21 protein-coding genes are annotated in these 25411 nt (G+C 64.9%); 9 read left to right on the forward strand and 12 right to left on the reverse strand.

Going from position 1 to position 25411, the window contains the following annotated elements; translation table 11 throughout:
* Positions 1–190 precede the first annotated feature (190 nt).
* The 7 genes from ACO054_RS11305 to rpsD form a co-directional block, all read right to left on the reverse strand.
* Entirely contained in the window at positions 191–601 is a 411-nt protein-coding gene (locus ACO054_RS11305) for a nuclear transport factor 2 family protein (RefSeq protein WP_421706679.1), read from the reverse strand.
* 48 nt (positions 602–649) lie between these two features.
* The gene (locus ACO054_RS11310; RefSeq protein WP_421706680.1) at positions 650–1405 is read right to left on the reverse strand and encodes an SDR family NAD(P)-dependent oxidoreductase; all 756 of its coding nucleotides are present in this window, start codon (positions 1403–1405) and stop codon (positions 650–652) included.
* Positions 1406–1629: 224 nt separating this feature from the next.
* Positions 1630–2670: an antibiotic biosynthesis monooxygenase gene (locus tag ACO054_RS11315; protein ID WP_421706681.1), complete on the reverse strand. Its 1041-nt coding sequence runs from the start codon at positions 2668–2670 to the stop codon at positions 1630–1632.
* Between the two features lie 33 nt (positions 2671–2703).
* Positions 2704–3480, reverse strand: coding sequence for an SDR family NAD(P)-dependent oxidoreductase (locus tag ACO054_RS11320; RefSeq protein ID WP_421706682.1), 777 nt, complete (start codon positions 3478–3480; stop codon positions 2704–2706).
* A gap of 173 nt (positions 3481–3653) precedes the next feature.
* Entirely contained in the window at positions 3654–4436 is a 783-nt protein-coding gene (locus ACO054_RS11325) for a helix-turn-helix domain-containing protein (protein WP_421706683.1), read from the reverse strand.
* A 131-nt stretch (positions 4437–4567) separates the two neighbouring features.
* Entirely contained in the window at positions 4568–5161 is a 594-nt protein-coding gene (locus tag ACO054_RS11330; RefSeq protein ID WP_421706684.1) for an acyloxyacyl hydrolase, read from the reverse strand.
* 171 nt (positions 5162–5332) lie between these two features.
* On the reverse strand, positions 5333–5947 hold the full coding sequence (rpsD, locus tag ACO054_RS11335; protein ID WP_421706685.1) for a 30S ribosomal protein S4: 615 nt from the start codon (positions 5945–5947) through the stop codon (positions 5333–5335).
* A 262-nt stretch (positions 5948–6209) separates the two neighbouring features.
* On the opposite strand from rpsD, the gene ACO054_RS11340 reads away from it, so the two are divergent.
* From ACO054_RS11340 to ACO054_RS11350, 3 genes are all read left to right on the forward strand, one after another.
* A complete protein-coding gene (locus ACO054_RS11340) occupies positions 6210–7085 on the forward strand; it encodes a phytanoyl-CoA dioxygenase family protein (protein ID WP_421706686.1) in 876 nt (291 codons plus the stop codon).
* Positions 7086–7163: 78 nt separating this feature from the next.
* Positions 7164–8114 (forward strand): DMT family transporter, encoded by a 951-nt coding sequence (locus ACO054_RS11345; protein ID WP_421706687.1) that lies wholly within the window; start codon positions 7164–7166, stop codon positions 8112–8114.
* A gap of 11 nt (positions 8115–8125) precedes the next feature.
* Positions 8126–8827 (forward strand): DUF1989 domain-containing protein, encoded by a 702-nt coding sequence (locus ACO054_RS11350; RefSeq protein ID WP_421706688.1) that lies wholly within the window; start codon positions 8126–8128, stop codon positions 8825–8827.
* 214 nt (positions 8828–9041) lie between these two features.
* Here ACO054_RS11350 and ACO054_RS11355 read toward each other — a convergent pair whose 3' ends face one another.
* Together ACO054_RS11355 and cimA are read right to left on the reverse strand one after the other, a co-directional pair.
* Positions 9042–9857 carry an RNA methyltransferase gene (locus ACO054_RS11355; protein ID WP_421706689.1) on the reverse strand — a complete coding sequence of 272 codons (816 nt, stop codon included), beginning with the start codon at positions 9855–9857 and terminating at the stop codon, positions 9042–9044.
* Between the two features lie 2 nt (positions 9858–9859).
* On the reverse strand, positions 9860–11473 hold the full coding sequence (cimA, locus tag ACO054_RS11360; RefSeq protein ID WP_421706690.1) for a citramalate synthase: 1614 nt from the start codon (positions 11471–11473) through the stop codon (positions 9860–9862).
* A 416-nt stretch (positions 11474–11889) separates the two neighbouring features.
* Between cimA and ACO054_RS11365 the strand changes: the two genes are divergently transcribed.
* Together ACO054_RS11365 and ACO054_RS11370 are read left to right on the forward strand one after the other, a co-directional pair.
* A complete protein-coding gene (locus tag ACO054_RS11365; RefSeq protein WP_421706691.1) occupies positions 11890–12534 on the forward strand; it encodes a biliverdin-producing heme oxygenase in 645 nt (214 codons plus the stop codon).
* Positions 12527–15100 carry an HWE histidine kinase domain-containing protein gene (locus ACO054_RS11370; protein WP_421706692.1) on the forward strand — a complete coding sequence of 858 codons (2574 nt, stop codon included), beginning with the start codon at positions 12527–12529 and terminating at the stop codon, positions 15098–15100. Before ACO054_RS11365 ends, ACO054_RS11370 begins: the two co-directional genes overlap by 8 nt.
* On the opposite strand, the gene ACO054_RS11375 is transcribed toward ACO054_RS11370, so the two are convergent.
* Both ACO054_RS11375 and ACO054_RS11380 read right to left on the reverse strand, forming a co-directional pair.
* A complete protein-coding gene (locus tag ACO054_RS11375) occupies positions 15097–16062 on the reverse strand; it encodes an alpha/beta fold hydrolase (protein WP_421706693.1) in 966 nt (321 codons plus the stop codon). The genes ACO054_RS11370 and ACO054_RS11375 overlap by 4 nt on opposite strands.
* A complete protein-coding gene (locus ACO054_RS11380; protein ID WP_421706694.1) occupies positions 16059–16814 on the reverse strand; it encodes a hypothetical protein in 756 nt (251 codons plus the stop codon). Before ACO054_RS11380 ends, ACO054_RS11375 begins: the two co-directional genes overlap by 4 nt.
* Before the next feature lie 299 nt (positions 16815–17113).
* Between ACO054_RS11380 and ACO054_RS11385 the strand changes: the two genes are divergently transcribed.
* The 4 genes from ACO054_RS11385 to ACO054_RS11400 all read left to right on the forward strand — a co-directional run bounded on the left by ACO054_RS11385 (position 17114) and on the right by ACO054_RS11400 (position 23629).
* Complete coding sequence (locus ACO054_RS11385; RefSeq protein WP_421706695.1) at positions 17114–20848, forward strand: vitamin B12-dependent ribonucleotide reductase; 3735 nt, start codon at positions 17114–17116, stop codon at positions 20846–20848.
* A 515-nt stretch (positions 20849–21363) separates the two neighbouring features.
* On the forward strand, positions 21364–21534 hold the full coding sequence (locus tag ACO054_RS11390) for a hypothetical protein (protein WP_421706696.1): 171 nt from the start codon (positions 21364–21366) through the stop codon (positions 21532–21534).
* Positions 21535–21738: 204 nt separating this feature from the next.
* A complete protein-coding gene (locus ACO054_RS11395; RefSeq protein WP_421706697.1) occupies positions 21739–22206 on the forward strand; it encodes a RidA family protein in 468 nt (155 codons plus the stop codon).
* Positions 22207–22258: 52 nt separating this feature from the next.
* A complete protein-coding gene (locus ACO054_RS11400; protein ID WP_421706698.1) occupies positions 22259–23629 on the forward strand; it encodes a glutamine synthetase family protein in 1371 nt (456 codons plus the stop codon).
* A 75-nt stretch (positions 23630–23704) separates the two neighbouring features.
* On the opposite strand, the gene ACO054_RS11405 is transcribed toward ACO054_RS11400, so the two are convergent.
* On the reverse strand, positions 23705–25207 hold the full coding sequence (locus ACO054_RS11405; RefSeq protein ID WP_421706699.1) for an ATP-binding protein: 1503 nt from the start codon (positions 25205–25207) through the stop codon (positions 23705–23707).
* Positions 25208–25411: the final 204 nt, after the last annotated feature.

Raw genomic sequence — 25411 nt, forward strand, 5'->3', positions numbered from 1 at the left:
CGGCCACCATTGCCAACAGGTGGATCGAGCTATTGGCCTCCTGAACGATGGGTGTCTGAAACCTACAGCCGATCCTTGCAGTCGTGCGTCATGGTGGAGCCGGAGCGGACTGTGTTCACTGGAGCGCAGGCCTCCTTCACGGGTACCAACAGCGCAAAGGTGACGTTAACGAGCCCGGTCTTGCTTTCAGTCACTCGTTTTCGGCGGCACGCGGGTTTCCAGCGGCAAGATCGACGAGCGGATTGAAAAACTCCTTGAAGTGAAACAGCTTGCCGCCCCGTGCCTCCGCCTTGGCAATGTAAGTGTTGTTGTAGTGCGCGCCGCTCTGCAGCCTCATGTCCCCCTTAAACTCGATAAACGCGAGATTGGAGTCTTCCGCCTGATAGGCGGCGACTTCAGAGAAGGACACTCGGGTCCGCTGAATGAAAGCGCTGGCAAGGGTGGCGCGGATCGCATCAGCGCCCTCAAAGCGGCTCGGAGAGCCTTCAGGCACATACGGAAACTCCATCGCGCCGTTTTCATCCCAAAGCGGCATGACCTGGTCCACATCACGCGTTTCAAGGGCTCTCAGAAAGCGCACCGCAAGTTCCGCCGTCGTCATCGATTTCTCCCCAATCCATCCTGAAATCGCCAGCCGCAGATGGCCAAGCTAGAAACTCAGTCCCTTGGTAAAGCCGCCTTCGACGAGGATGTTCTGCCCCGTGACGAAGCTCGAGGCCGGCGACATGAGAAACAGGACGAGATTCGCCACTTCATCGATCTCACCTGGCCGTTTCATGGGGATTCGGGATTTCAGAACCTCAAGAAGTTCTGGCGGTACGGTTTTCAGGATGTCGGTATTGATCACGCCGGGCGCGACGGAGTTAACGCGAATGTTCTTCTCGGCACCCTCGATCGCAGCCACGCGTGTCAGGGCTTCGACACCGGCTTTCGCAGCGGCATAGGCGCCGTAGCCTGGGGACGCGTAGCTCGCGGTTTGCGAACTCATGTTCACGATCGAACCGCCGGTAGTCTCCATCACCGGCATCTGTGCCTTAAGGCCGTAGAAGGTACCCGTCAGATTGACGGCGATGTCCTGGTCCCATTCAGCCGTTGTCATCTTCGCAATCGGCGTATTCACGCCGGAGCCGGCGTTATTAAAAACGAAATCGAGGCGGCCGAAGCGCTCAACGGTTCGATCGACCATGGCTTTGGCTTCTGCCTCGATAGTGACGTCGGTGCGTACGAACAAACCCTGACCGCCGGCGGCTTCGACTTCCGTCACGGCTTTGGCGCCTTCCTTCTCACGACGTGCGGCAATAACGACGTTGGCGCCACGTTCACCGAGCGCTAGCGCGACAGCGCGCCCCATCCCAGTTGTGGCGCCTGTAATCAGCGCAGTTCTTCCTTCGAAGCCTTCAGACATATCTGTCTCCTTTGGCTGGCGAGGTTGAGAGTTCATGGCGTGATCGAGCGCGACCCGTGCAAAGCTCATCGGCAAGCGCCGATTGCGACTGGAATTCCCCTGGCGTTCGGACAGATCCGCGGAAGATGAGCAAGCGCGCGAGCGCGACTTCCGATGGCACCGGTGACACCAACGGCAGGCGTGAGTACGCCTGTCCGCCTGCGATGCCCTTCAGGTTTCGTCCGCTATATTTCGACGAGCGACAGAGCCGTAGTCTTACCTTCGGCGATTTGAGCGATCTTCCCGTTGACCTCAGCCACCCAGTCCGCAGCCATATGGGCGGCAAAGGCGTCCTTCGTGTCCCAGGCCTCGAAAATCACGAACTGTGCGGGATCGGCTTGGTCGCGAAAGACGCGATAGAACCGACATCCGTCATCCTTCGCCGCACGAACGCGGACCTCCGCCATGAGTGCGGCGAGATCGTCGGCCGCGTCTTCGCGCGCGCGGAGACTCACACTCACCGTATGAGCGGATGCAGTGTCGCCTGAGACCTCGTCGGCGGAGGGAAAGCCCGCCACCCGTTTCACGGAGTCATAGTGTTCCTTGAAGAGGGCGATCTTTCCGTCACGGATACGGATAATCGTGATGTAGCTGTTTTCCTGAACGGTCGGGTCGTCCCCGACCGTCAGTTGGCTGTCGAACTCGATGACGCAGGCATTCGGGTCCGCAAGTGGGGTGACGACCCGGTTCGGATAGGCAATCGGCGTGACCACCTCCAAAGCATCGCGAAAGTACGTCTCAATAGCAGGTTGGCCCTCCACACTTTGAGGAAATCCCCCGGGCGCAAACGGAAATTCGAGACAGGCGTCGTCGGTCCACATCCCCGCAATGGCATCGGCGTCGGAAATCGCGAGGGCGTCCAGAAACGCCGTCGCCGCGATGGAGGCCTGGTTCTCCGCCGGCGTGCTGATCATCGCCCATTGCTGGCTGACGTCCTCTGGCGCTTCGGTCAGAAGACGTCCCGCCTCTTCAAGAAAGGACGAGAGTTCCGGCGGGCGATGCGCCCGATGATATTCCTCGAAACCGTCTTTGGAGCTCCAGACCTCATAGAGCAGAAACTGCGACGGTTTGGCCGTGTTCCGGTGCAGGTCGAAGCGTGTCAGACCGAAGTTCGGCCCGACCCGTCGCTCCCCTTCGGTGACGGCGAGCAGCTTCTGACGAACCTCCTCCTCTCTGCCCGGCAGAGCTTCGAGAAGGTCTGTGACGATCAACTCCGAACTCGTCATGACTCCATTCTCCTCAACTGAGCCGAGGGCGCGTCAGGCGGCGACGTAACCGCCGTCGACGGGAAGGGCGATACCGACGATGTTCGAGGCCTTGTCGGAGCAGAGGAAGACCACAGCGTCGGCAATCTCCTCGGCGGTCGCGATCCGGCCGTTGGGATGGGTTGCCTCGAAGCCCGCGCGCGCCGCCTTGCGCTGCGCCTCATCGGGGATGGAGTCGAAGAATCTGCGCAGCATGGGCGTGTCGACGCCGCCGGGATTGACTGCGTTCACGCGAATGCCCTGTTTGGCATAGTCGATCGCGGCGACTTTCGTCAGCCCCATGACGGCGTGCTTGGACGCGCAGTAGAGAGAGGCGCCCGGCACGCCCACAAGACCGCCACCGGAGGCAAGATTGACGATGGCACCGCCCCCCTGTTCCAGCAGGTGCGGGATGGCATACTTCATGATGAGGAAGGGCGCGCGAACGTTGGTTGCGAACACCTGCTCATAGCTCTCCAGGCGCTGATCGGCGACGACATTGACCTCGCCTTGCGTGCCGGCGTTGTTCACCACGTAGTCGAGACGACCGAAGGCGGTGGCTGCCTCCGAGACAAGCCGCTCAATGCTCGCAGGGTCCATGAGATCCGCTTCAAGGCTGTGCACCTCGCCGCCGGCGGTCTCTATAAGCGCAGCGGTCTCTCGAAGCCCGGCAGCGCTGCGACCGCTGATGACTGTTTTCACCCCCTCCCGGGCCAGCGCGACGGCGCTCGCTTGTCCGATCCCCGAACTGCCCCCGGTGATCAACGCAACCTTGCCTTCCATTGAAGCCATCTCAGTTTCCTTTTCGCCTCCATTCCGCCGCTTGAGTCGAAGACGCCTTCACTCGGAGCGGGACCGCGATCCCTACCTTGAGAAACCCCCGGCGATCAGGCGCGCCTCCGCGTTCCGGGTACGGGGCGGACTTAATGTGAGGACCAACGATCCGCTGTCGGAATCTTGACCGATCAGCCGGCGTCCAAAGCCCTGCGATAGGCGGAGGGCGTCATCCCGGTCTGCGCACGGAAGGCGGAACTGAATTGACTGGGTGTCGTGTAGCCGACGGCCATGGCGACTTCGGACAGCGACCGGTCGCCTATCTCAATAAATTCTTTCGCTCTGGCGATCCGCGCCTGCGTCACGAATTGATAGGGCGTTCTGCCGGTACTGGCCCGAAATGCCCGAATAAAGGGTGCAGGACCGAGACCGGCGACCTTAGCCAACGGCTCCAGCCTGATGACTTCCCGCAGGTGTGCATCTACGTAGTCCCGGACGCGCATAAGCGCGCGAACATCCAGCCCCCACACACTCTGCGACTTTGCGCGGAGGCCGTTCATCGTCAGCACGGTGTGGGTGAACTGTGCCGCAAGAAGCTCGAAGCACAAAGGGTCGGCCTCGGCAGCCAAGCGCTGTTTCATCTCGAGCGCAAGCCGGCGGAGTCTGGGGTCTCTCCCATTGTCGATCGGTCGAATGCTCAGAGAGCCGTTGGGACCGAAGATCGATCCGGCAAGCCGACGAAAGTAGGAATCGTAGATCTCGAATCTAACGAACCCCATACCGCTGTCTGTCAGAATGGATCTTCTCTCCAGATCCGCGGGCAGGAGCGTCAACATTTCGGGGCCGTCCGCCCCTTTGAAAGTCTGGTGGCGCCCTTGAAATATTTCGGTTTTCTTTGTTCTGCCAGAGATATTGAAACAAAATCTGTGCGCTTTAAGCGTATAGGAGAATTCTTCCTCGCCCTTTTTATTCAAGTTTATGACGGCACAACTGAAATTCTTATCGATGTAACAGGCCTGTCGCGAAGCAGACGAGGAACGGCGCTCGATTTCGAGACGCGACTGTTCTGCTAGCGGCGCCGGCAGCGAAGGGAGTCGCGTAAGCCTCAGAATGGCACCGAGAAGTTGAGGGCGATCATCTCCGTGCCCGGATTTTCGTCCCCGAAGAGACCGCCGTGACTCATGTGGTGGAAGCTGGCGCCGAGCCGCCAGCCGCCCTCCGTGCGGAAGCCGACCTCGAAGCCGGATCGCAGGACGGCGTTGCTGCCCAGGTCCTTGCCGTCGCCCTCGAAATAGAGCGCCGGTCCCGTCTCAAACCAGACGTAGAGGTGTTCGTAGGGCAGGACGAAGTCGTGGCCGATGGAGGCGTGAAAGATGGCACCGCCGTCGCTGGTCGCCGCAGCGCCGATCACGGGACGAAAGCGATAGACGCTCCAGGCCGGCGTGTACTCCAGCCGGCCTTCGACGGCCTGATCCTCGTCGTCGACCAGATCGAAGGCGCCGACACCGGCGCGCAGGTACTGGCGATCCTTGTCCGCCTGCGGCGTGTCGTAGATGACGCCAGCCCCGACCGAGGCTGCCGCGACGCCGGCGATGATCCAGACGGCCGGCTCGGCCTGAGCCGGCTGCGACGCAGAGAGATTGGCGACCAGGCCGACGACGGCGGCCAGACCGGTCAGGAAACCCAAGGAACGACGCAAGGAAACACCCCCTGAAGAATTCCACACCGAGAATACGGGTGGATGTTCCCTATAGCCGAGGGTCCGCCGGTCTCGCAACAGGCTGCTGTTCGCGGGCCGAAGCAGGAAACGCAAAACGCGGGACCGACTCTGCGGCCCCGCGTCGAGCGATCTTGAGCTGGAAGGCTGGAATCAGCGCGAGTAGTACTCGATGACCAGCTTCGGTTCCATCTGCACCGGATAGGGCACGTCGGCCAACTTGGGACCGCGCACGAACTTCACGGTCATCTTGGCGTTGTCGACGTCGATGTAGTCCGGCACGTCGCGCTCGACGGAGGCCGTAGCCTCCAGCACCATCGGGATCTCGCGGGACTTCTGGCGCACCTCGACCACGTCGCCGTCGCGCAGCAGATAGCTGGGGATCGTCACGCGCTTGCCGTTGACCGTCACGTGGCCGTGGTTGACGAACTGGCGGGCCGAAAAGACGGTCGGCACGAACTTGGCGCGGTAGACGACAGCGTCGAGACGGCGCTCCAGCAGCTCGATCAGGTTCTCGCCGGTGTCGCCCTTGCGGTTGGTGGCGACGTCGAAGTAGCGGCGGAACTGCTTCTCGCCGATGTTGCCGTAGTAGCCCTTAAGCTTCTGCTTGGCGGCAAGCTGAATGCCGAAGTCGGTCGGCTTCTTGCGGCGCTGGCCGTGCTGGCCGGGGCCGTACTCGCGGCGATTGATGGGCGACTTGGGTCGGCCCCAGAGGTTCTCGCCGAGGCGGCGATTGATCTTGTACTTGGACTGCAGGCGCTTGCCCATTTCAGGGGCTCCGTTTGGTTCGGGTTCGTTGTGTCCCGGTAGTCCCGCAGCTCCGATTCCGAGAAATCGAAGTTTTGGGCGGGGTCCAACCGTCTACGCCAAGGCCGGCCCGCGTTCCCGGGAAGGAAAGCGCGGGGTTATACCTGTTTCCGCGCCGCTGTCAAATGCGGCCTGCTCAGGCTAAGATCAAGGGGTGGAGCTGCCGTCGCCACAGCCGAAAGAGCCGGCGCTCGGGAGCGACAAACGGATTGAGGCCGCCGCCATGCCCAGCCTGCTCTCCCCCGATCAGATCGAGGCCTATCGCAGCCAGGGCTTCGTCACGCTGCCCGGCGGCGTCGGGCCGGAAGCCCTGGCCGCTCTGCGAGCCCAGCTCGACGACTGGATCGAGGACAGCCGAGGCCACGACGGCAACTACGGAACCACCGAAAACGGCAAGGCGCGCTTCGACCTGGAGGAGGGGCACAGCCGCGAGGCGCCGCGCCTGCGCCGGGTCATGAACCCCTGCGACATCTCGGAGGCTTACGAGGAAGCGATCCGCAACGCCCCCTTCGTCGACATGCTGGCCGAACTGATCGGGCCGGACGTGAAATTCCATCACTGCAAGCTCAACGTCAAACTGCCCGGCATGGCCGCGCAGGTGGACTTCCACAGCGACCATGCCTTCGAGCCCCATACCAACAGCGATCAGGTGACAGCCCTGCTGCTGCTCGACGATATGGACGAGGCGAACGGCTGCCTGCGCATCGTTCCGGGCAGCCACCGGCAGTTCTACGATCACTTTCAGAACGGCAGCTTCGTCGGCGCCATCGACAAGGATCTGGCGGCGGAGCTGGCACCCCGCGCTCAGCCAGTCGTCGGCAAGGCCGGCGACGTCTGCCTGATGCATGCCATGGCGCTGCACGGCTCCGGCCCAAACCTGGGGGAGGCGCCGCGACGGCTCTTTATCGCCGAGTATACCGCCGCGGACGCCTGGCCGCTGGTCAAGTGCAAGGTGCTCTCGCGCTTCACCGGGGAGGTCGTGCGCGGCCGCCCCACCCGCTCCTGCCGGCTGGAAGCCGGCACCTTCGACCTGCCGCCCTACTACAAGGCCGACTCCTTCTTCGCCGTTCAGGGCCAGAAGACAGCGGCGCCCCAGTAGCGCTACAAACCCCAGTAGCGCTACAACCCTTCGGTACAAGACCCCAGCGGACGAACAGGGCGGGACCGCAGAACGATCATGGCCGCACAGCAGCTGTCTGCGGCGGCAACGCCGCAGACCAAAGGCATGGCCATGGCGGCGCTGGGCGTTCTGATCCTGGCACCGGATACCTTGATGCTACGGCTGATCGAGGCCGATGCCTTCACCGTCGCCTTCTGGCGCAACCTGTTGGTGGCGACCAACATCCTGGTTCTCTACGCCGTCGTCGAGGGACCTGGCTGGTTCGGCAAGCTGCGCCACATCGGCCCGGCTGGCCTGCTGGCGGCCGCCCTCTTCGCGGTCAACCAGATGGCCTTCGTCTTCGCGGTAGCCAATACCGGGGTCGCCAACGTGCTGCTGATCGTCGCCACGGCACCGCTCTTCGCCGCACTCTTCTCGCGCCTTTTCCTGGGAGAGGCGACGGCCGGCCGAACCTGGCTGGCGATCTTCGGCGCCCTGGCCGGCATGGCGGTGATTTTCGCGGGCGAGGCCGGACTGCTGGTCGGCACGGGAGGCGGCGCGGCGGTGGGGCCGAATCCCCTGCTCGGCAACCTCTGCGCCCTGGCCGTGGCGGTCGCCCTGGGCGGGGCCTTTACCGTCGTCCGCCGGCGGCGCGAGGTGACCTCCCTGCCCTGCATGGTCCTGGCCGGCTACGTCTCAGCCTTCGTAATGATCTGGTTCGCCAGCCCCTTCGTCATGGACAGCGTCAGCTTTGGATGGCAGGTGACCATGGGGGTGACGGTCGCCTGCGCCTTCGCCCTGATCACCACCGCACCCCGCTTCGCGCCCAGTCCGGTGGTCAGCCTGATGCTGCTGCTGGAGGCGGTGCTGGGGCCCCTGCTGGTCTGGGCGCTGCTGACCGAGGTGCCGAGCCGCTGGGCGTTGCTGGGTGGCGCCATCGTCCTGACGGCCCTGCTGACCCAGGGGCTTGGCGAACTGCTGGCCCAGCGCCGCCGAAGCGGGCAGAGTCGCGCGGCAGTATCCAGATAGGAGCGCCGCCCATGACGCACGTGACGCAGGACTTTCCCGAGGTAACGGACAACGGCGACGAGGACGGCCGGAACGCCACGCTGAACGACCCGATCTCTGCAGACGGCCGACCCGCGCAGGGCCAGCTCTACCAGGTGCCGGCGCGCCAGGGCCGCGCCGTTCGCCTGAAGCGCGGCGAGCGCCTCAAGATCGTCAACACCCACGGCACCCAGGTCTGCGACACCTGGGCCTTTTCCAGCGACGACCCCTCCGAGTTCCTGTCGATGGAGCACCTGCGCGCCTGGATCGGCCGGCTAGTGCCGCGACCCGGCGACGAGCTGGCGAGCAACCGCCGCCGGCCCATCCTGGTGCTGGAGGAGGACAGCTCGCCCGGCGTGCACGACACTCTGATCGCCGCCTGCGACCTCTGGCGCTACCGCACCCTGGGCGTCGAGGGCTACCACGACAACTGCGCCGACAATCTGCGCATGGCGGTCAAGGCCATTGGGCTACGTGTCCGCGAGGTGCCGAGCCCCCTGAACCTCTGGATGAACATCCCGATCCTGGCCGAGGGCGGTGTCGGCTTCTACCCCACTGTCAGCCAACCCGGCGACCACGTGGTGCTGCGGGCGGAGATGGACTGCGTCGTGGCCATGTCCGCCTGCCCCCAGGACATCGTGCCGATCAACGGCCAGGACTGCACCCCGGTCGAGTTGCATTTCAGCCTAGTTTAAGAGCGCTGTTTCTATCGTCGTTTTTCAAGATGTTAGAGGGCAAGTCTCAGGCGCCTCCGGGCTCGAGAACCTCCGGAGAGCGTTCTTCATCTTGAGCGGAGTAGCAACGGCCCGCAGCCGAAAGATGAGCGGTTTGCGCTCCCGGTGGAGCGAGACAGCTTTCGACAAGCTCAAGGTGAAGATGAAATTAAATCAGGTGGTTAAACCATAATTCTCAAGCGTTTTCTTCGCTCTCGATCTGCTTCGCCGCCAGCGCCTCCGGCCCGCGCTTCAGCTTGGCGCCCAGGAAGGCCGAGACGATGCCCTGAAGGGTCCGCACCTCCTGACCGCTGAGCTGGGCGCGCTGGAAGATCGCATGGACGTTGCGGCGCATGCCGGGGCGCTTTTCCGGGGGGTGGTAGAAGCCGAGGCGGTCGAGCGCCGCGTCCAGGCGATCAAGGTAGGCGAAGAGCTCGGCCTTGTCGGCGGGGCCGCTGTCGCCGTGGTCGAGCTGGCGCGGCGGCGTGGCGTCGGCGGCGGTCCACCACTCGTAGCCGACCAGCAGGACCGCCTGCGCCAGGTTGAGGGAGCTGTAGCCGGGATTGAGCGGCGCGGTGACGATCACGTCCGCCAGGGCGAGATCCTCGTTCTCCAGTCCGGTCCGCTCGGGCCCGAACAGCAGGCCGACCCCCTGCCCGGCGGCCATCTCCGCCCGCTGGGCGGCGGCGGCGGCGCGCGGGGTCATCACCTCCTTGACCAGGTCGCGCGGCCGGGCGGTGGTGGCATAGACCCGCGTCAGGTCCGTCACCGCGTCGCGCGTGGTCTGGAAGACTCGGACTTGATCCAGCACCCGGTCGGCACCGGAGGCAGCGGCCACGGCGTTGGGGTTCGGCCAGCCCTGCTTGGGCGTGACGAGGCGCAGGTCGGTCAGACCACAGTTCAGCATGGCACGGGCCGTCATGCCGATGTTCTCGCCCAGTTGAGGCGACACCAGGATGACCGCCGGCGCGGGCGGAAGATGTTTGATCTCGCGTGCGTTGGTTCCAGCCATGATCAGACACCCGGCTCCCGCAAGCCTTCGCGGCGCAGCTTCCAAACAATGGCGTCGATCAAGGCCTTACAGGAGGCATCTATGACATTGGTTGAAACGCCGACGGTGGTCCAGCGACCGTTGCGGCCTGCGCTCTCGATCATCACGCGGGTCACGGCCTCGGTCCCGGCCTGGGGCGTCAGGATGCGCACCTTGTAGTCCGTCAGCCGCATGGTCTCGAGCTGGGGATAGGTGGGCAGCAGCGCCTTGCGCAGGGCCTTGTCCAGGGCATCCACCGGCCCGTTGCCATCGGCCACGGTCATCATCGGCTGGCCGGCCACTTCCAGGGTCACCGTGGCTTCGGACTCGGTCACGAGTTCGCCGCGCGCGTTCCAGCGGCGGTCGTCCATGACCTTGAAGCGCTGCAGCTCGAAGTAGTCGGGGACCTGCCCCAGGGCGCGGCGGGCCAGCAGCTCGAAGGAGGCCTCGGCCCCGTCGTAGGCGAAGCCCTGAAACTCCCGCGCCTTCACCTCCTCCACCAGGGCTGCAACCTTCGGATCGTCGGAATCGACTTCAAGTCCGATCTCAGCGAAGCGCGACAAGATGTTGGCACGCCCCGCCTGATCCGACACCACGATGTGCCGCTCGTTGCCGACCAGCGCCGGCTCGACATGCTCGTAGGTCCGGGTATCCTTGGCCACCGCCGAGACATGCAGGCCGCCCTTGTGGGCGAAGGCGCGTGGCCCGACGTAAGCGGCGCCCGGATCGGCCGGACGGTTCAGCCGCTCGTCGAGCAGTCGCGAGACGGAGGTGAGTTGGCTTAGCTGGTCTGGCCCAATGCCGACATCGAAATCCATCTTGAGCGCAAAGGTCGGGATCAAGGCGCAGAGGTTCGCATTGCCGCAGCGCTCGCCGAGACCGTTCAGCGTGCCCTGCACCTGCCGCGCCCCGGCCAGCACGGCGGCCAGCGAGTTGGCGACGGCGTTGTCGGTGTCGTCGTGGCAGTGGATGCCGAGATTTGCGTCCGGCAGCGCCGCCCGCACGGCGGACACGATCTCCGACACCTCGTGGGGCAAGGTGCCGCCGTTGGTGTCGCAGAGCACCAGCCAGCGCCCCCCGGCCTCCTGGGCCGCCGCGAGGCAGGCCAGGGCATAGTCGCGGTTGGCCTTGAAGCCGTCGAAGAAGTGCTCGGCATCGAAGTGGGCCTCGGCCTTCCGCGCCGCCATGTGGGCGATGCTGTCGCCGATCAGGGCCAGGTTCTCCTCGCGCGGGATCTCCAGCGCCACATCGACGTGGAAGTCCCAGGTCTTGCCGACGATGCAGGCCACCGGCGCCTTGGCCTGAACCAGCGCCGCCAAGCCGGGGTCGTTGTCCACCGAGCGGCCCGGACGGCGGGTCATGCCGAAGGCCACCAGCTTCGCTGTCGTCAGCTCCGGCGGCTCGGCGAAGAGGGCGTCGTCGGTCGGGTTGGCGCCCGGCCAGCCGCCCTCAATGTAATCGACACCCAGGCGGTCGAGCGCACGGGCCAGCGCGATCTTGTCTGCCGCCGTGAAGTCGACACCCTGGGTCTGCGCCCCGTCGCGCAGCGTGGAATCGAACAGGTAGACGCGCCTGTTCTCGCGGATCTCAGCGCTCATAAGAAACCGGCCTCTCCTGGCAAGCCGGTTTTAAGGCACGAAGGGAGCCGGTGGGTCAATTGCGTCACGCAACTCTCCCGCTGCCGATCGTCGCGGGCGCGGAACTCACGAGCGGCCGTTCGGCGCGGCCAGACTCGCCGCAAGTGGTGGCAAACCCAGTTCCATCGGCGAAGAACGATCTCTCACGACCCATCGGGCAACGACCGGAGACCGGCAACCGCGGGCATGTCGAACCCGGCCCGTTTGTGCCATTTGACAGTGTATGCGAGGCTTAACATCCGGCTTTCGAAACAGTGTCATCGTTTGTTGTACGAGCCGCCTGCGCCGCTGTTGGTCTGGCCGGCTGTGATCGACCCAGGGTCGATCGACTTCTAGATTTCGCCCGCCGTGAGCCGTGGAGAGCCGTGGAGACGAGTGTGACCTGGTCGCTGAGAGAACGGCTCCGACAGGATGGGCGTCAGGCCCACGACCGTGTGGATGCCGCTTTTGCAGATTTCGATCTGACGCAGCCGGAGGGTCTGGGTGGCTTTCTGGAAGCCCATGCGATTGCGCTCGACGCAATGGCTCTCGCTCGCACCCCAAGGGACGAGGATCGCGAGATCGACCCACGGCGGCCATCCTATGACTATGAAGCACACAGCAATCCGGCCGAGCTTCGCCGACTGGTTCATAGCGATCTCGCGGCGCTCTCCGACGCGCGCCAGCGGACGTCCGCCTGCGAGCCCCATACAGCGAAGGCTGGGGTACGACCAAACAGCCTGCAGGAGTGCCACCCAATTGCGAGCGACTATGTGCTGCTGGGCTCGCGACTGGGTCTGCAGGTTCTGAGGCGACGCTGGCAGGCCTCGCCGTATCCTTCAGTGCTGGCTGCCGCTGCCTACATCTCGTTGCCGCCCGTCTCTCGCCAATGGAAGGCGCTGTGCCATCTGCTCGCAGCGAAACCGGCTGAGGGATGCGAAGCGGACCGCGTGGTGGCGGACGCAATCCACATCTTTTATCTGTTCGAAACTGCTGCAACCGACGTGAAAAGCAGTATCTCCGGAGAACGGATCTTTGTCTGACGAAACGGTGCTTTCAACCGACGCAAAGATCGATTTGACGAACTGCGACCGCGAGCCGATCCACATCCTCGGCCACGTCCAGGCTTACGGCTGCCTGATCGCCGTGTCGCAGGACTGGCTGGTGACCCACGTCTCCGGCAACCTCGACCGAATTCTCGGTCTCGACCCGAAGACCCTGGTCGGAACCCAGATCGCCGATCACCTGCCGTCGGAGACGACGCACCTCCTGCGCTCGAAGCTGCAGCTTCTCGATCGGAATCAAGGCACAGTGCGGATCTTCGCTCAGGATGTCCTGGAGGACGGCCGAAGCTTCGACATCTCGATCCATGCAACCGGCCGGACCTTCGTGTTCGAGTTCGAGGGCAAGAGCGAGGCCCCAGAGCGGGACGACCTGTCCTATGTGCAGCCGCTGATCTCCAGAGTCCGCCGTCACGCGGAGATCGACGCGATGTGCAACGAAGCGGCGCGCGCCCTGAAGATGCTGACCGGTTTCGACCGGGTGATGGTCTATCGCTTGGCCGACGACGGCAGCGGAAGCGTGATCGCCGAAGCGCGTGAACAGGCCATGGAGCCCTACTTGGGGCTTCGCTATCCGGCCAGCGATATTCCCAAGCAGGCACGCGAACTCTACAAGCGCAGCCCCCTGCGGCTGATCGCCGATGTGGAGGGGGAGGTCTTTCCGATCGTCCCTGAGAGGAACCCAGAAGGCAAACCGCTGGATCTGTCGCTTGCCGTCACGCGCGCCGTGTCGCCGATCCACCTGGAGTACCTGCGCAACATGGGCGTCGCCGCCTCTCTGTCGGTCTCGATCCTGCGCAAAGGCGAATTATGGGGCCTATTCGCCTGTCACCACAGAACGCCGCTCTACATGGATTACGAGAAGCGAACGGCGGTGGAGCTGTTCGCACAGCTTTTCTCCTACGAGCTCGCGGACAAGGAAAACGAACTCGAGCGTCAGGACTACCAGAGAGCTCAAGCCCTCCATGAGCGACTGATGATGCGGCTCTCGGACCAAACGGATCTCTTCGGCAGTTTCGAGGCGGATGCGGGCGAGATCGGCGAGGTGATCGAGTTCGACGGCATCGCACTCTATTCCGATGGCCGCTACGCCGCGCTCGGCGCCGCCCCGACGGAGCAGGAGTTCGCCGGTCTGGCCCGCTTCCTGAACACAACGGAGACCGGCACGATCTTCGCCACCGACAACCTCGCGGAGCGATATGAGGGCGCCGGCGACTTCGCGGATCGTGTCGCCGGTCTGCTGGCGCTTCCGATTTCGCGAAGACCGCGCGACTACATCGTGCTGTTCCGCCGCGAGGTCGCTCAGATCGTCACCTGGGCCGGCAACCCCAGCAAGCCCGTCGAAGTCGGACCGAACGGCATCCGCCTGACACCGCGCAAGAGCTTCGAGGCCTGGCAAGAGGTGGTGAAAAACCAGTCGGCACCCTGGAGCCTCCGCGAGCTGCGGGCCGCCGAAACTCTTCGCGTGACACTGCTGGAGGTCGTTCTGAAAGTCACCGACCAAGCCAGTACGGAGCGGACGAGGGCACTGGAGCAGCAAGAGCTGCTGATCGCCGAGTTGAACCATCGGGTACGAAACATCCTCAACCTGATCCGCGGCTTGGTTTCACAAGGCCGGGGCGAAACCGACACCATCGAAAGCTTCACGGCCATCCTCGACGACCGCATTCAGGCTCTCGGGCGCGCCCACGACCAACTGACTCAGCAGGACTGGAGTTCGGTCTCTCTGGTGAAGCTCATCGAGATCGAGCTCAAGGCCTTCGTGGACGACAGGCAAGGTCGCGTCAGCATCAGCGGTAAGGACGTGCTGCTTACGCCCAATGCCTTCTCGATGATGGCTCTGGTGGTTCACGAACTGATCACCAACTCAGCGAAGTACGGTGCCTTGAGCGACTCCACCGGCTCGGTGGCGATCGAGCTGCGTCGGGAAGCATCGGGCGCCCTCCTCGCCGAATGGCGCGAAAGAAGCGGACCGCCGGTAGAGGTGCCGAAACGGCGCGGCTTCGGACGAACCATCATCGAGCAGTCGATCCCCTTCGAGTTGAAGGGGAAAGCAGATCTCCGCTTTCGGACGACCGGCGTGGAAGCCGACTTCGTGATCCCAGCCGACTATGTCGAGGAGGCACCGGCGGAAGACGGCGAGGGGCAGCCTCGGGAACAGATCGTCGAGACAGCAAAGTTGGCGCTAAACGGACCGGCGCTGCTGGTCGAGGACAACATGATCATCGCGATGGACGCCAGCGACATGCTGACGAGATTCGGCGCCTCTGAAATACAGACGGCGAGCACCGTGGCCGATGCGCTTCGGATCCTCGAAAATCGAACCTTCGCGCTCGCGGTCCTGGACGTGAATCTCGGCAAGGAGACGTCGCTGCCGGTTGCCGTCCGCCTCGCGGAACTGGGGGTTCCGTTCGTCCTGGCCACCGGCTATGGCGCAGCGGAGGAGATCACCGCGAACTATCCGCAGGCTCCGGTCTTGAAGAAGCCCTATGCGGAAGACGGCCTGAAACGCGCCTTGCTGGAACTGGGCAAGGGAGAGGAAACCTAAATCCTGTCCCTGCGGCTGCCTGCGCAGGCGGCGAAGATGTCGTCCCAATTCTCGATATTGAAATGGCCTTTCCCGGGCACCAGGCGGAGGGACGCGTCGGGAATGCTCCGCTCGATATGACGGCCCATCGCGACGGGCACGAAGATGTCCTCCTCGCCCAGCCAGATATGGGTGGGGACGGCGACCTGGGCGAGATCGAAGTCCCAGGGTCGGAAGGCGATCAGGGCTTCGTGGGCCGCCCCTCGGCTGCCCTGCCGGAACGCCTCCCGCTCCATGCGGCGAAAGACTCCCAAAAGGGCCTTGTCTGACAGGGCCGCCTTGTCGGCCGGCGAGACAGAGGCCCGCATCACTCCGAAGAAGAGGCCCGGCCAGTAGGTCGCCCCCCATCCGAGCGGTGCGAAGGCCGCACGCATGACCCACGGCAAGTGACGTGACAGCCGCAGGTAAAAGCGGTCGAGGGCGTTGAGATCCGCCGTCATCGCAGGCGAGGCGACGGGTCCCCAGGGCCCCAAGGCGCCGATGAATCTCAAGCGGGCAGGCGCCAAGAAAGCACCGCAGGCGAAGAGGTGAGGCCCGGCGCCGGAATGGCCGGCCACGCCGAAATCATCGAGGCCCAGGTGATCGGCGAGCGCGGAGACATCCCTCGGCCAGTCGCCGAAGCGGCGGCCGGGCTGAAAGTCGGAACGGCCGAAACCGGGTCGGTCGGTGGCGATCAGACGGAACCCATGGCGACGGGCCGCGGCGTCCGCGAAGGCGCCCTCCAGACGACTGCTGGGGGTTCCGTGAAAATAGAAGACCGGAAAGCCCGTCGGGTCGCCCCAATCGAGAAAGGCCAGCTTGCGCCCATCCGGCAGCACGAGCAGATCGAAGGTGTCCCGGCGGTCGTCCGTTGGAATGTCGAGACGCGCCGAGCCGTTCGGGTTCTCTCGCTGCGGAAAACCTGCCCCAGGAGACGAAGTCAACGGACGTCGAAAACCCCATAGGGCTTGGCGTCGTCCAGCGCGGCGAGACCCATGGAGCTGTAGAAGGGGCAGGTGCTCCGTAGGCTGTCCCGCAGGCAAGGATCGCCAGCGGTCAGCAGGGAACGCGCCAGCTGAATTTCTTGCTGGCCGATGGGGCTGTCGGCCGCGAAGGCCGGTCTGCGCCAGACGCGGGCGATCAGGTAGCCCGCACGTTCCCCCTGCACGGCACGCAGGAGACGGATTTCGCCCACCCCGCCTCCAACCTGCCCGCTTCCAACCTGTCCGGTGCTTCCGTCCGCGACGCGACGGCTGGGGCAGGAGAAAAGGCGCCAAGCCTCGGCCCAGCCGTCGGCCGTTTCGCCCTGCTCCAAACCGCTGCGCCGCAAGTCGCGGCATTGCGTGGCGAGCTGCCGTTCGGCCCAGGCCAGCAGATCCTGCGGCGGACGCCTGTCGCCGCGCCGAACGCCCAGCAGCAAGGCATCGGTCCAGCCGCGCTGGGACTGATCCTCCGGCGTGAAGGTCATGACGTGATGCGGCGGCTCGGACTCAACCGCCTGCCAGATCCATCCTTGCTCGAGCGGATGCAGATAGAATTCCGGGCCGTCGGCCTTCAGCGCCGCCAAACTGCGCAGGGGCGTGGCAGGCGTTTCGGCCTGAGCCACGGCAGGCACCGCCGAGACGAGAGCGCCCCCGAGGGCGCCCCAAGACGCGGCAAGGAGAACGGCGAGGATCGGCAAGGCGGCGGCCGGCATGAGGCTTTTCCTAATGAATAGCGGGCGGAAACCGCAGCTTAGGACGCCGGATGTGGCCGTTCCAAGGCAAACGACGGCATAGCGCGCGGCAGACCTACCAGATCTTCGCGACGGGCCCCGTTTGCATCACAAAATCTCGTGACCATCGCTCTATCTTGTGGTTAGATGCGCGCCCTGAACGAGATCTGGTGTTTCGCTCGCTTTTGGGGAGGCGGCGCGGGCCCTTCATCGGGTGCGTTCGGGGGTCAAACAGTCTCATTCCGAGTTGTCGAAAAACCGCGAAGGGGGTTCTTACAGCCATGCGGGTCGCACGCCGATTCACGTCATCCGACCGAGACGTCTACGCCGATATCGCGTTCAAGACCACCAGCAGCGAGATCCGCAACCCCGACGGATCCCTGGTCTTTCAGAACGAGCGGGTCGAGGTGCCGGAAGACTGGTCGCAGGTGGCGAGCGACATCCTGGCTCAGAAGTATTTCCGCAAGCGCGGCGTGCCGAAGCGACTGAAGAAAGTCGAAGAGCCGGACGTGCCGGCCTTCCTCTGGCGGTCCGAGCCGGACGAGGAAGCTCTGGCCGAGCTCTCGGAGGAGGAGCGGTACGGCGGCGAGACTTCGTCCAAGCAGGTCTTCAACCGCCTGGCCGGCACCTGGACCTACTGGGGCTGGAAGGGCGGCTATTTCGACACCGAGGAGGACGCCCGCTCCTTCTACGAGGAGCTTTGCGTCATGCTGGCGCGGCAGATGTGCGCGCCGAACTCGCCCCAGTGGTTCAACACCGGTCTGCATTGGGCCTACGGGATCGACGGCCCCAGCCAGGGCCACTACTACGTCGACTACCGCAGCGGCAGCCTGACCAAGGCGACCGGCGCCTACGAACATCCCCAGCCCCACGCCTGCTTCATCCAGTCGGTGTCCGACGACCTGGTGAACGACGGCGGCATCATGGACCTCTGGACCCGCGAGGCGCGGCTGTTCAAGTACGGCTCCGGCACCGGCTCCAACTTCTCCAGGCTGCGCGGCGCCGAGGAGCCGTTGGCCGGCGGCGGCCGTTCCTCCGGCCTAATGTCCTTCCTGAGGATCGGTGACCGCGCTGCCGGCGCCATCAAGTCCGGCGGTACCACGCGTCGCGCCGCCAAGATGGTGACCGTCGACCTCGATCACCCGGACATTCTGGATTACATCGACTGGAAGGTGACGGAGGAGCAGAAGGTCGCCGCCCTGGTCGCCGGTTCCAAGCTCTGCAACAAGCATCTCAACGCCGTCATCCAGGCCTGTCAGCTCGGCGCCGGCGAGGATCGCTTCGACCCCAAGTCGAACGTTGCGCTGAAGCAAGCGATCCGCGACGCTCGCAAGGCGATGATCCCCGACAACTACGTGCGCCGGGTCATCCAGTTCGCGCAGCAGGGTTACGAGAAGATCGAGTTCCGGACCTACGACACCGATTGGGATTCGGAAGCCTACCTGACGGTCTCCGGCCAGAACTCGAACAACTCGGTCCGCGTGCCCGACTCCTTCCTGCAGGCCGTCGAGCGCGGCGAAAGCTGGGACCTGATCCGGCGGACCGACGGCAAGGTCGCCCGGCAGATCGATGCCCGCGAGCTCTGGGGCCGCATCGCCGAGGCCGCCTGGTCCTGCGCCGATCCTGGCGTGCAGTTCGACACCACCATCAACGACTGGCACACCTGCCCGTCGGGCGGGCGCATCAACGCCTCCAACCCCTGCTCGGAGTACATGTTCCTCGACGACACAGCCTGTAACCTGGCGTCGCTGAACCTCATGACCTTCCGGCAGGAGGACGGCGGTTTCGACGTCGAGGACTTCCGGCACGGCGTTGCGCTCTGGACCGTCGTGCTCGAGATCTCCGTCATGATGGCGCAGTTCCCGAGCCGTGAGATCGCCGAGCGCTCCTACCGCTACCGCACCCTGGGTCTGGGCTACGCCAATCTCGGCGGTCTGCTGATGTCGCTTGGCCTGTCCTACGACAGCGACGCGGGCCGTGCGTTGGGCGGCGCCATCACCGCGTTGATGACCGGCGAGTCCTACGTCACCTCGGCCAGAATGGCGAGCGAGCTGGGCGCCTTCCCCGGCTACCAGGAAAACCGCGACTCGATGCTGCGGGTCATCCGCAACCATCGCTTGGCGGCGCACGGCCGCACCTCGGGTTATGAGGCCCTGTCCATCGCGCCGGTCGCCCTGGACCTGGCGAGCTGTCCCGACCGCGCCGTGGCCGTGGCCGCGGCGGCTGCCTGGGACGAGGCAGTCGAGCTGGGATCGGTGCACGGCTTCCGCAACGCCCAGGCCACGGTGATCGCCCCGACCGGCACCATCGGGCTGGTGATGGATTGCGACACCACCGGCATCGAACCGGATTTCGCCCTGGTGAAGTTCAAGAAGCTGGCCGGCGGCGGCTACTTTAAGATCATCAACCGCACCGTCCCGGCCGCGCTGGCGCATCTGGGCTACGGCGAGGAGCAGGTCGAGGAGATCGTGCGCTACGCCGTGGGTCACGGAACGCTGGCCCAGGCCCCCGGCGTCAACCACGAAACCCTCAAGGCCAAGGGCTTCAACGAGGCCGCGCTGAACGCCCTGGAGTCCGCTCTGGGCAGCGCCTTCGACATCAAGTTCGCCTTCAACAAGTGGACCCTGGGCGAGAGTTTCTGCCGGACGGCCCTGGGCCTCGGCGATGCCGAGCTGGAGGATCTCAGCTTCGATCTGCTGGCCGCCATCGGCTTCACCAAGGACGAGATCGAGGCCGCCAACATCTACTGCTGCGGAGCGATGACCCTGGAGGGCGCGCCCCATCTGAAGGCCGAACATCTGCCGGTGTTCGACTGCGCCACGCCCTGCGGCAAGACCGGAAAGCGCTACCTCTCGGCCGAATCGCACATCCGCATGATGGCCGCGGCGCAGCCCTTCATCTCCGGCGCTATATCCAAGACCATCAACATGCCGAACGAGGCGGCGGTCGAGGACTGCCAGGCCGCCTACGAGCTGTCCTGGAAGCTGGGCATCAAGGCCAACGCGCTCTACCGCGACGGCTCCAAGCTCAGCCAGCCGCTGGCCTCCGGCCTGATCGACGACGAGGCGGACGAAGAGGCCGATGAGCTGGCCGAAGCCCTCGCGGCCGCACCGACGACGGCCAAGGCCGGTCTGGTCGCCGAGAAGATCGTCGAGCGGATCATCGAGCGGGAGGTCAGCCGCCAGCGCCTGCCCGGCCGACGCAAGGGCTACACTCAGAAGGCCGTGGTAGGCGGTCACAAGGTCTACCTGCGCACCGGCGAGTACGAGGACGGCAGCCTGGGCGAGATCTTCGTCGACATGCACAAGGAAGGCGCCGCCTTCCGCAGTCTGATGAACAACTTCGCCATCGCGATCTCGATCGGCCTGCAGTACGGCGTGCCGCTGGAGGAGTATGTGGAGGCCTATACCTTCACCCGCTTCGAACCCTCGGGCATGGTCGAGGGCAACGACGCCATCAAGATGGCGACCAGCGTGCTGGACTACATCTTCCGCGAACTGGCGATCAGCTACCTGGGCCGCAACGACCTGGCCCATGTCGCACCGGACGACGTCCTGCCGGACGCGACCGGCCGCGGCGAAGCGCAGGCCAATCTGGAAGATCAGGTCGAGCAGGCGATCACCGAGACGGTGCGGCGCGTCACCTCGCGGGGCTTCGTGCGGAACCAACTGCTGGTGCTGCCCGGCGGTGCCCAGACCGGGGACCAGAGTGCCCCCCTGGACGCCACCCTGGACACCACGGCACAGCTTGAAGCGACAGGCACCGATGGTCCTGCCTACGCCGGCGACGCGGCCACAGCGTCTGGAGGCGTCCAGACCGCCAGCTTCGTTTCGCAGGAGGTATCGGTCAGCCGCCGGATCGGCACAGAAGTCGACCAGCGTCTGGAGCGCATCCGCGAGGCCCGCATGAAGGGCTACGAGGGCGACGCTTGCGGCGAGTGCGGCAACTTCACCTTGGTCCGCAACGGCACCTGCATGAAGTGCACCACCTGTGGCGCGACGAGCGGCTGTTCTTAGGGAGCGGCGACACAGGGGGGAGCGACCGTTCCACTGCGAAGGTGGATCTTCGTCACCTTCGGAGCAGGAAGACCTGAGAGGAGCGCAAGCGCTGCACCGCTTGCGCTCCTCTTTGATTCAATCTCCGAGCTGATTCTACCTCCGCGCGCCAGGTCAAACGCGCAGGCGTTGGCCGATCTGGTTTTAGAGGTTTCCCCACTTCGGCCTTGATGCGCCCCTTAGTTGTCTTTTAGACTTTAACCTTACTACTTAACGGCCGCTTCATCGGATCTGGTCTAGATCGGGAGCGTCCGGAGAGATGGCCTTGGCCGTCGACGTCCGGCAGAGCCGTTTCGGAGCCGAAGATCCGGCCGCGCGTCCCGTCCGAACTCCACTGGGATCCGTGCCGGGACCTGCGATCGGGGTCATCTTCATGAGGTCGCCACCTTTGGGCCTCGGCTTTGTCATAGGCAACCGGTAACAGGTCCCCCTACATGAAGGGGACGCAGGGATAAGCGTCGAGCAGCGAGGATAAGATGGCGAAGATTTGGACCGACAACCGTGAACCCCGGCTTGAAGACTTGCTCGAGGACGAGCTGACCTGGAAGCTGTTGGCGGTCTCGGGCTCGACGGTCGAGGAACTGCGGAGAGAGATGGCGCACGCCCGATCGCGCCTGCTGGCCCGCAACCAGGCGAAAGCCGCCTGACGCCGCCCATTCGGCAGAGGACAAGGTCCCGCTCCAGCGCTTCCGGATCGACCGCAACGGCTACAGGTCGCCGATCTTGCCGTGTATGCGGCGCTCCCACTTCCCTTCCGGCCTACCGCTCGGCTACTCTCCGCGCGCCGCGAGCGTCCGCCCGCGGCGATCAGCGACAGACACCGAAGAGCCGAGAGGGAGGAGAGCCGCGCCATGGCTGGAACGATCGACGCGAAACTGAAGGAGTTGGGCATCGAGATTCCGGAGCCCGCGGCTCCGGTCGCCAACTACGTGCCCTTCGTCGCCGTCGGAAAACTGGTCTTCATCTCCGGCCAGGTGCCGCTGGTCGACGGCAAGCCCCAGTTTCTCGGCAAGGTGGGCGCGACCTTCTCCGTCGAGGAGGGACAGCAGGCGGCCCGGGTCTGCGCCATCAACCTGATCGCCCAGATGAAGGCGGCCGCCGGGGGCGACCTGGACAAGGTCAAGCAGGTCGTGCGGCTCGGTGGCTTCGTCAACTCGACCCCGGAGTTCACCGATCAGCCCAAGGTCGTCAACGGCGCCTCCGACCTGATGGTCGAGGTCTTCGGCGATAAGGGCCGCCACTGCCGCACTGCCGTCTCGGCCGGCGGCCTGCCGATCGACGTGGCGGTCGAGGTCGACGCCGTAATCGAGCTCGAGTAGCCGACGAACCACGTCGTCATGATCCCAAAGCAGTCATGATCCCGAGACAGGCATGACCGAAGAGTCCTTGCGCGAGGTACGCGCGTTTCTCGCCGAGTTCCCCGATACCCAGGCGGTGGACGTCATCTTCGCCGACCTGGCCGGTGTCGTCCGGGGCAAGCGCTATCCCGTCGCCGATCTCTCCCGCATCTTCGGCGACGGTCTGGCCTTCCCGGCCTCCAGCTTCCTGCTCGACACCGCCGGCGCCAACACCGACGCCGGCGGCCGCGGCTTCTCGGACGGCGATCCCGACTGCTTCGCGGTGCCGATACCGGATACCCTGGACCGGGTGCCCTGGTCGGCCCAGCCACTGGCCCAGGTGCTGCTGACCTGCCGCCAGCGGGACGGCCAGCCGCTGTTCTTCGAGCCGCGCAACGTCCTGGCCCGGGTGGCGCAGAAGCTGAAGTCGGAGCTGGGCCTGACGGCCTGCGTCGCCTTCGAACTGGAGTTCTACCTGATCGACCGGGCGCGCGGTGCGGCGGGTGCGCCGCAGCCCCCCTTCTCGCCCGCCACCGGCGAACGCGACCGGGCCACCCAGGTCTACGGCATGGACCAGGTCGATGCCTTCGGAACCGTGTTGACCGATATCGTCGAGAGCTGCCGCGCCCAGGGCGTGCCGACCGGCGCCATTTCCGCCGAGTACGCGCCCGGCCAGTTCGAGATCAATCTACGCCACGTCGAGGACCCGCTGGCCGCCGCCGACGACTGCGTCCTCTTCAAGCGCGCGGTCAAGGGCGTGGCCCGCAAGTACGACATGCAGGCGACCTTCATGGCCAAGCCCTACCCGGGGGAAGCCGGCAACGGGATGCACCTGCACATCAGCCTGTTCGACGCCCAAGGGCGCAACGTGCTGGACGACGGCAGCGGCGGGATCAGCGACAGCTTCCGCCACGCGCTCGGCGGTCTGCTCGCCACCCTGCCGGAGGCCATGGCCTTCCTGGCGCCGAACATCAATTCCTACCGCCGCTACCAGCCCGACATCTTCGTCCCGATCCGCCGCTCCTGGGCCGAGGAGAATCGCTCCGTCGCCCTGCGCGTGCCGCTCGGCAGCGGCACGGCCAAACGGGTCGAGCACCGCATGCCCGGCGCCGATGCCAACCCCTACCTGACACTGGCCGCCCTGCTGGCCGGCATGCATCACGGCATCGCCAACAAGCTGGATCCCGGACCGCCGGCCAGCGGCAACGCAGCCACCGCCTTCGACCCCGGCCTGCCGATGCGCCCGCGCCGAGCACTGCAGAGACTGCGCCGGGGCAAGCTGCTGCGCGACTACCTGGGCAAGGATTACGTGGACCTCTACGTGCAGGCGAAGGAGGCCGAGTACGAGAGTTTCGAAGCGGCCATCACGCCGCAAGAGTACCAGTGGTATCTGCTGGCCGATTGAGTCGGAGGGTGGTCGGGTCGCGCGATCGGCCAAAGCAGGATCAGCGCTGCGCTCTAGACTTATGACGATCCTGCTTTAAGCCCGGAACATAAGCCTGACCAGGGTCCCCTTGCCCAGCTCGCTCTGGATCTCCAGGGACCCGCCGTGCAGCTCGATGAAGCTCTTGACCAACGGCAGCCCGAGGCCCGTGCCCTGCCGCCCGCTGGTCGAAACGTTGCCGATCTGACCGAAGGGCTCCACCGCAATCGCAATGTCTTCGGGCGTCATGCCCACTCCGGTATCGCGTACGCTGACGGAGACGGCTTTCGCACCCTCCGCTCCGTCAAAGGGCGCCGCGCGCAGTTGGATGCGTCCGCCGGCCTCGGTGAACTTGCAGGCGTTGGACAGCAGGTTGACGATCATCTGCTTGGCGGCCCGGCGGTCGGCGATCAACTGCAGCCCCTCGACCGCCACCTCCGATTCCAGGGCAAGACTGCGCTTTTCGGCGAGACCGCTGACGAGGGAGACGCATTCCTCGATCAGGGCGCGCGCGTCCAGCGGCTCAGGATCGATCTCCATCTTGCCGGCCTCGACCTTCGCCAGATCCAGAATGTCGTTGATGATGGCGAGAAGATGCGCACCGCTGTCATGGATCGAGCGGGCATAGTCGAGATACCGCTCGCTGCCGAGCGGCCCGAGATACTCCTCCGTCAGGAGCGAGGAAAATCCAAGGATGGCGTTGAGCGGCGTCCGCAGCTCGTGACTCATCATGGCGAGGAACTCGCTCTTCGACCGGTTGGCCTCCTCCGCGTGCTGAAGTGCGGATTCCGCCGACTCGCGCGCTTCAGCGAGCTTCCGGTTGGCGGCCGCCATGTCGTCGTGCAGACGCTTCATCTCCGTGATGTCGCGCCGCAGGGACACGAAGCCGACACCCGGCACACGCTGTTCCTGCACCAGATGCCAGTCGCCAGCGGTCTCTTGCTCGAAAGGCACGCCGGAAGCGTTGTGCAGGCGCTCCAGACGCCGTTGCAGATAGGCGTCGGGATCGCTCTCGGCCAAGGGATCGAGCACGACGCCCGGCGCCTCCATGGACCGGCGGACGATCTCGAAGAAGTGGCAGCCTTCCAGAACCTTGAAGGAGGGCATGTAGGGAAAGAAGTCGTGATAGGCCCGGTTGAAATAGACCAGCCGGTCGTCGGTATCGTAGATCACCAGAGCTTCCGGAAGCTGCTCGATCGCGATCTGCAGCAGGACCTCGAAGCGCTCCTGACCGTCGGTCGCCAGGGTCGGCCGCAAGGTGGCGACCAGCCGCTCGCCCTCCGGCAGAGACAATTGTCCCAGGCTGACCCGACAGGCGACCGGGCTTCCCCGACGCGGCCGCAGAATCACGAAGTCGCTGTCGAGTGGCCATCGCGTGGAGAGCGAACCTCCTGAGGACTCCGCTCCGGCCAGAAGCTGCGCCGGCGGCAGCGCGCAGAGCTCCGACGGCGTGTAGCCCATCAGATCGGCGACAACCTGATTGGCCTGCAGGATACGATCCGCCTCCAGCGTGAAAAGAAGCACCCCGGCGCTGACGCCACCCTCGGTCCTGCTCCTCATCGCCTCGCGCAGGTCCGCTCCCCCCAGACCCGACTTGCGCCGAAAGAGTCTTCCCCCAGAGGAATGGCGAGGTCTCAAAGGCTTCCCTTCCGCTACCATTCCAAGCGATGCGGTTCTCGCTCCATAGGCAGATAACAGCCCAACTTTATAAAATTCTCACTCCAGAAAATGGAGATGAAAATTCTACTATAAGATTAATGGCAC

Origin of the sequence: Algihabitans sp. (assembly GCF_965226985.1) — a bacterium.
In the GTDB taxonomy this organism is placed as follows: Bacteria; Pseudomonadota; Alphaproteobacteria; order Kiloniellales; family DSM-21159; genus Algihabitans.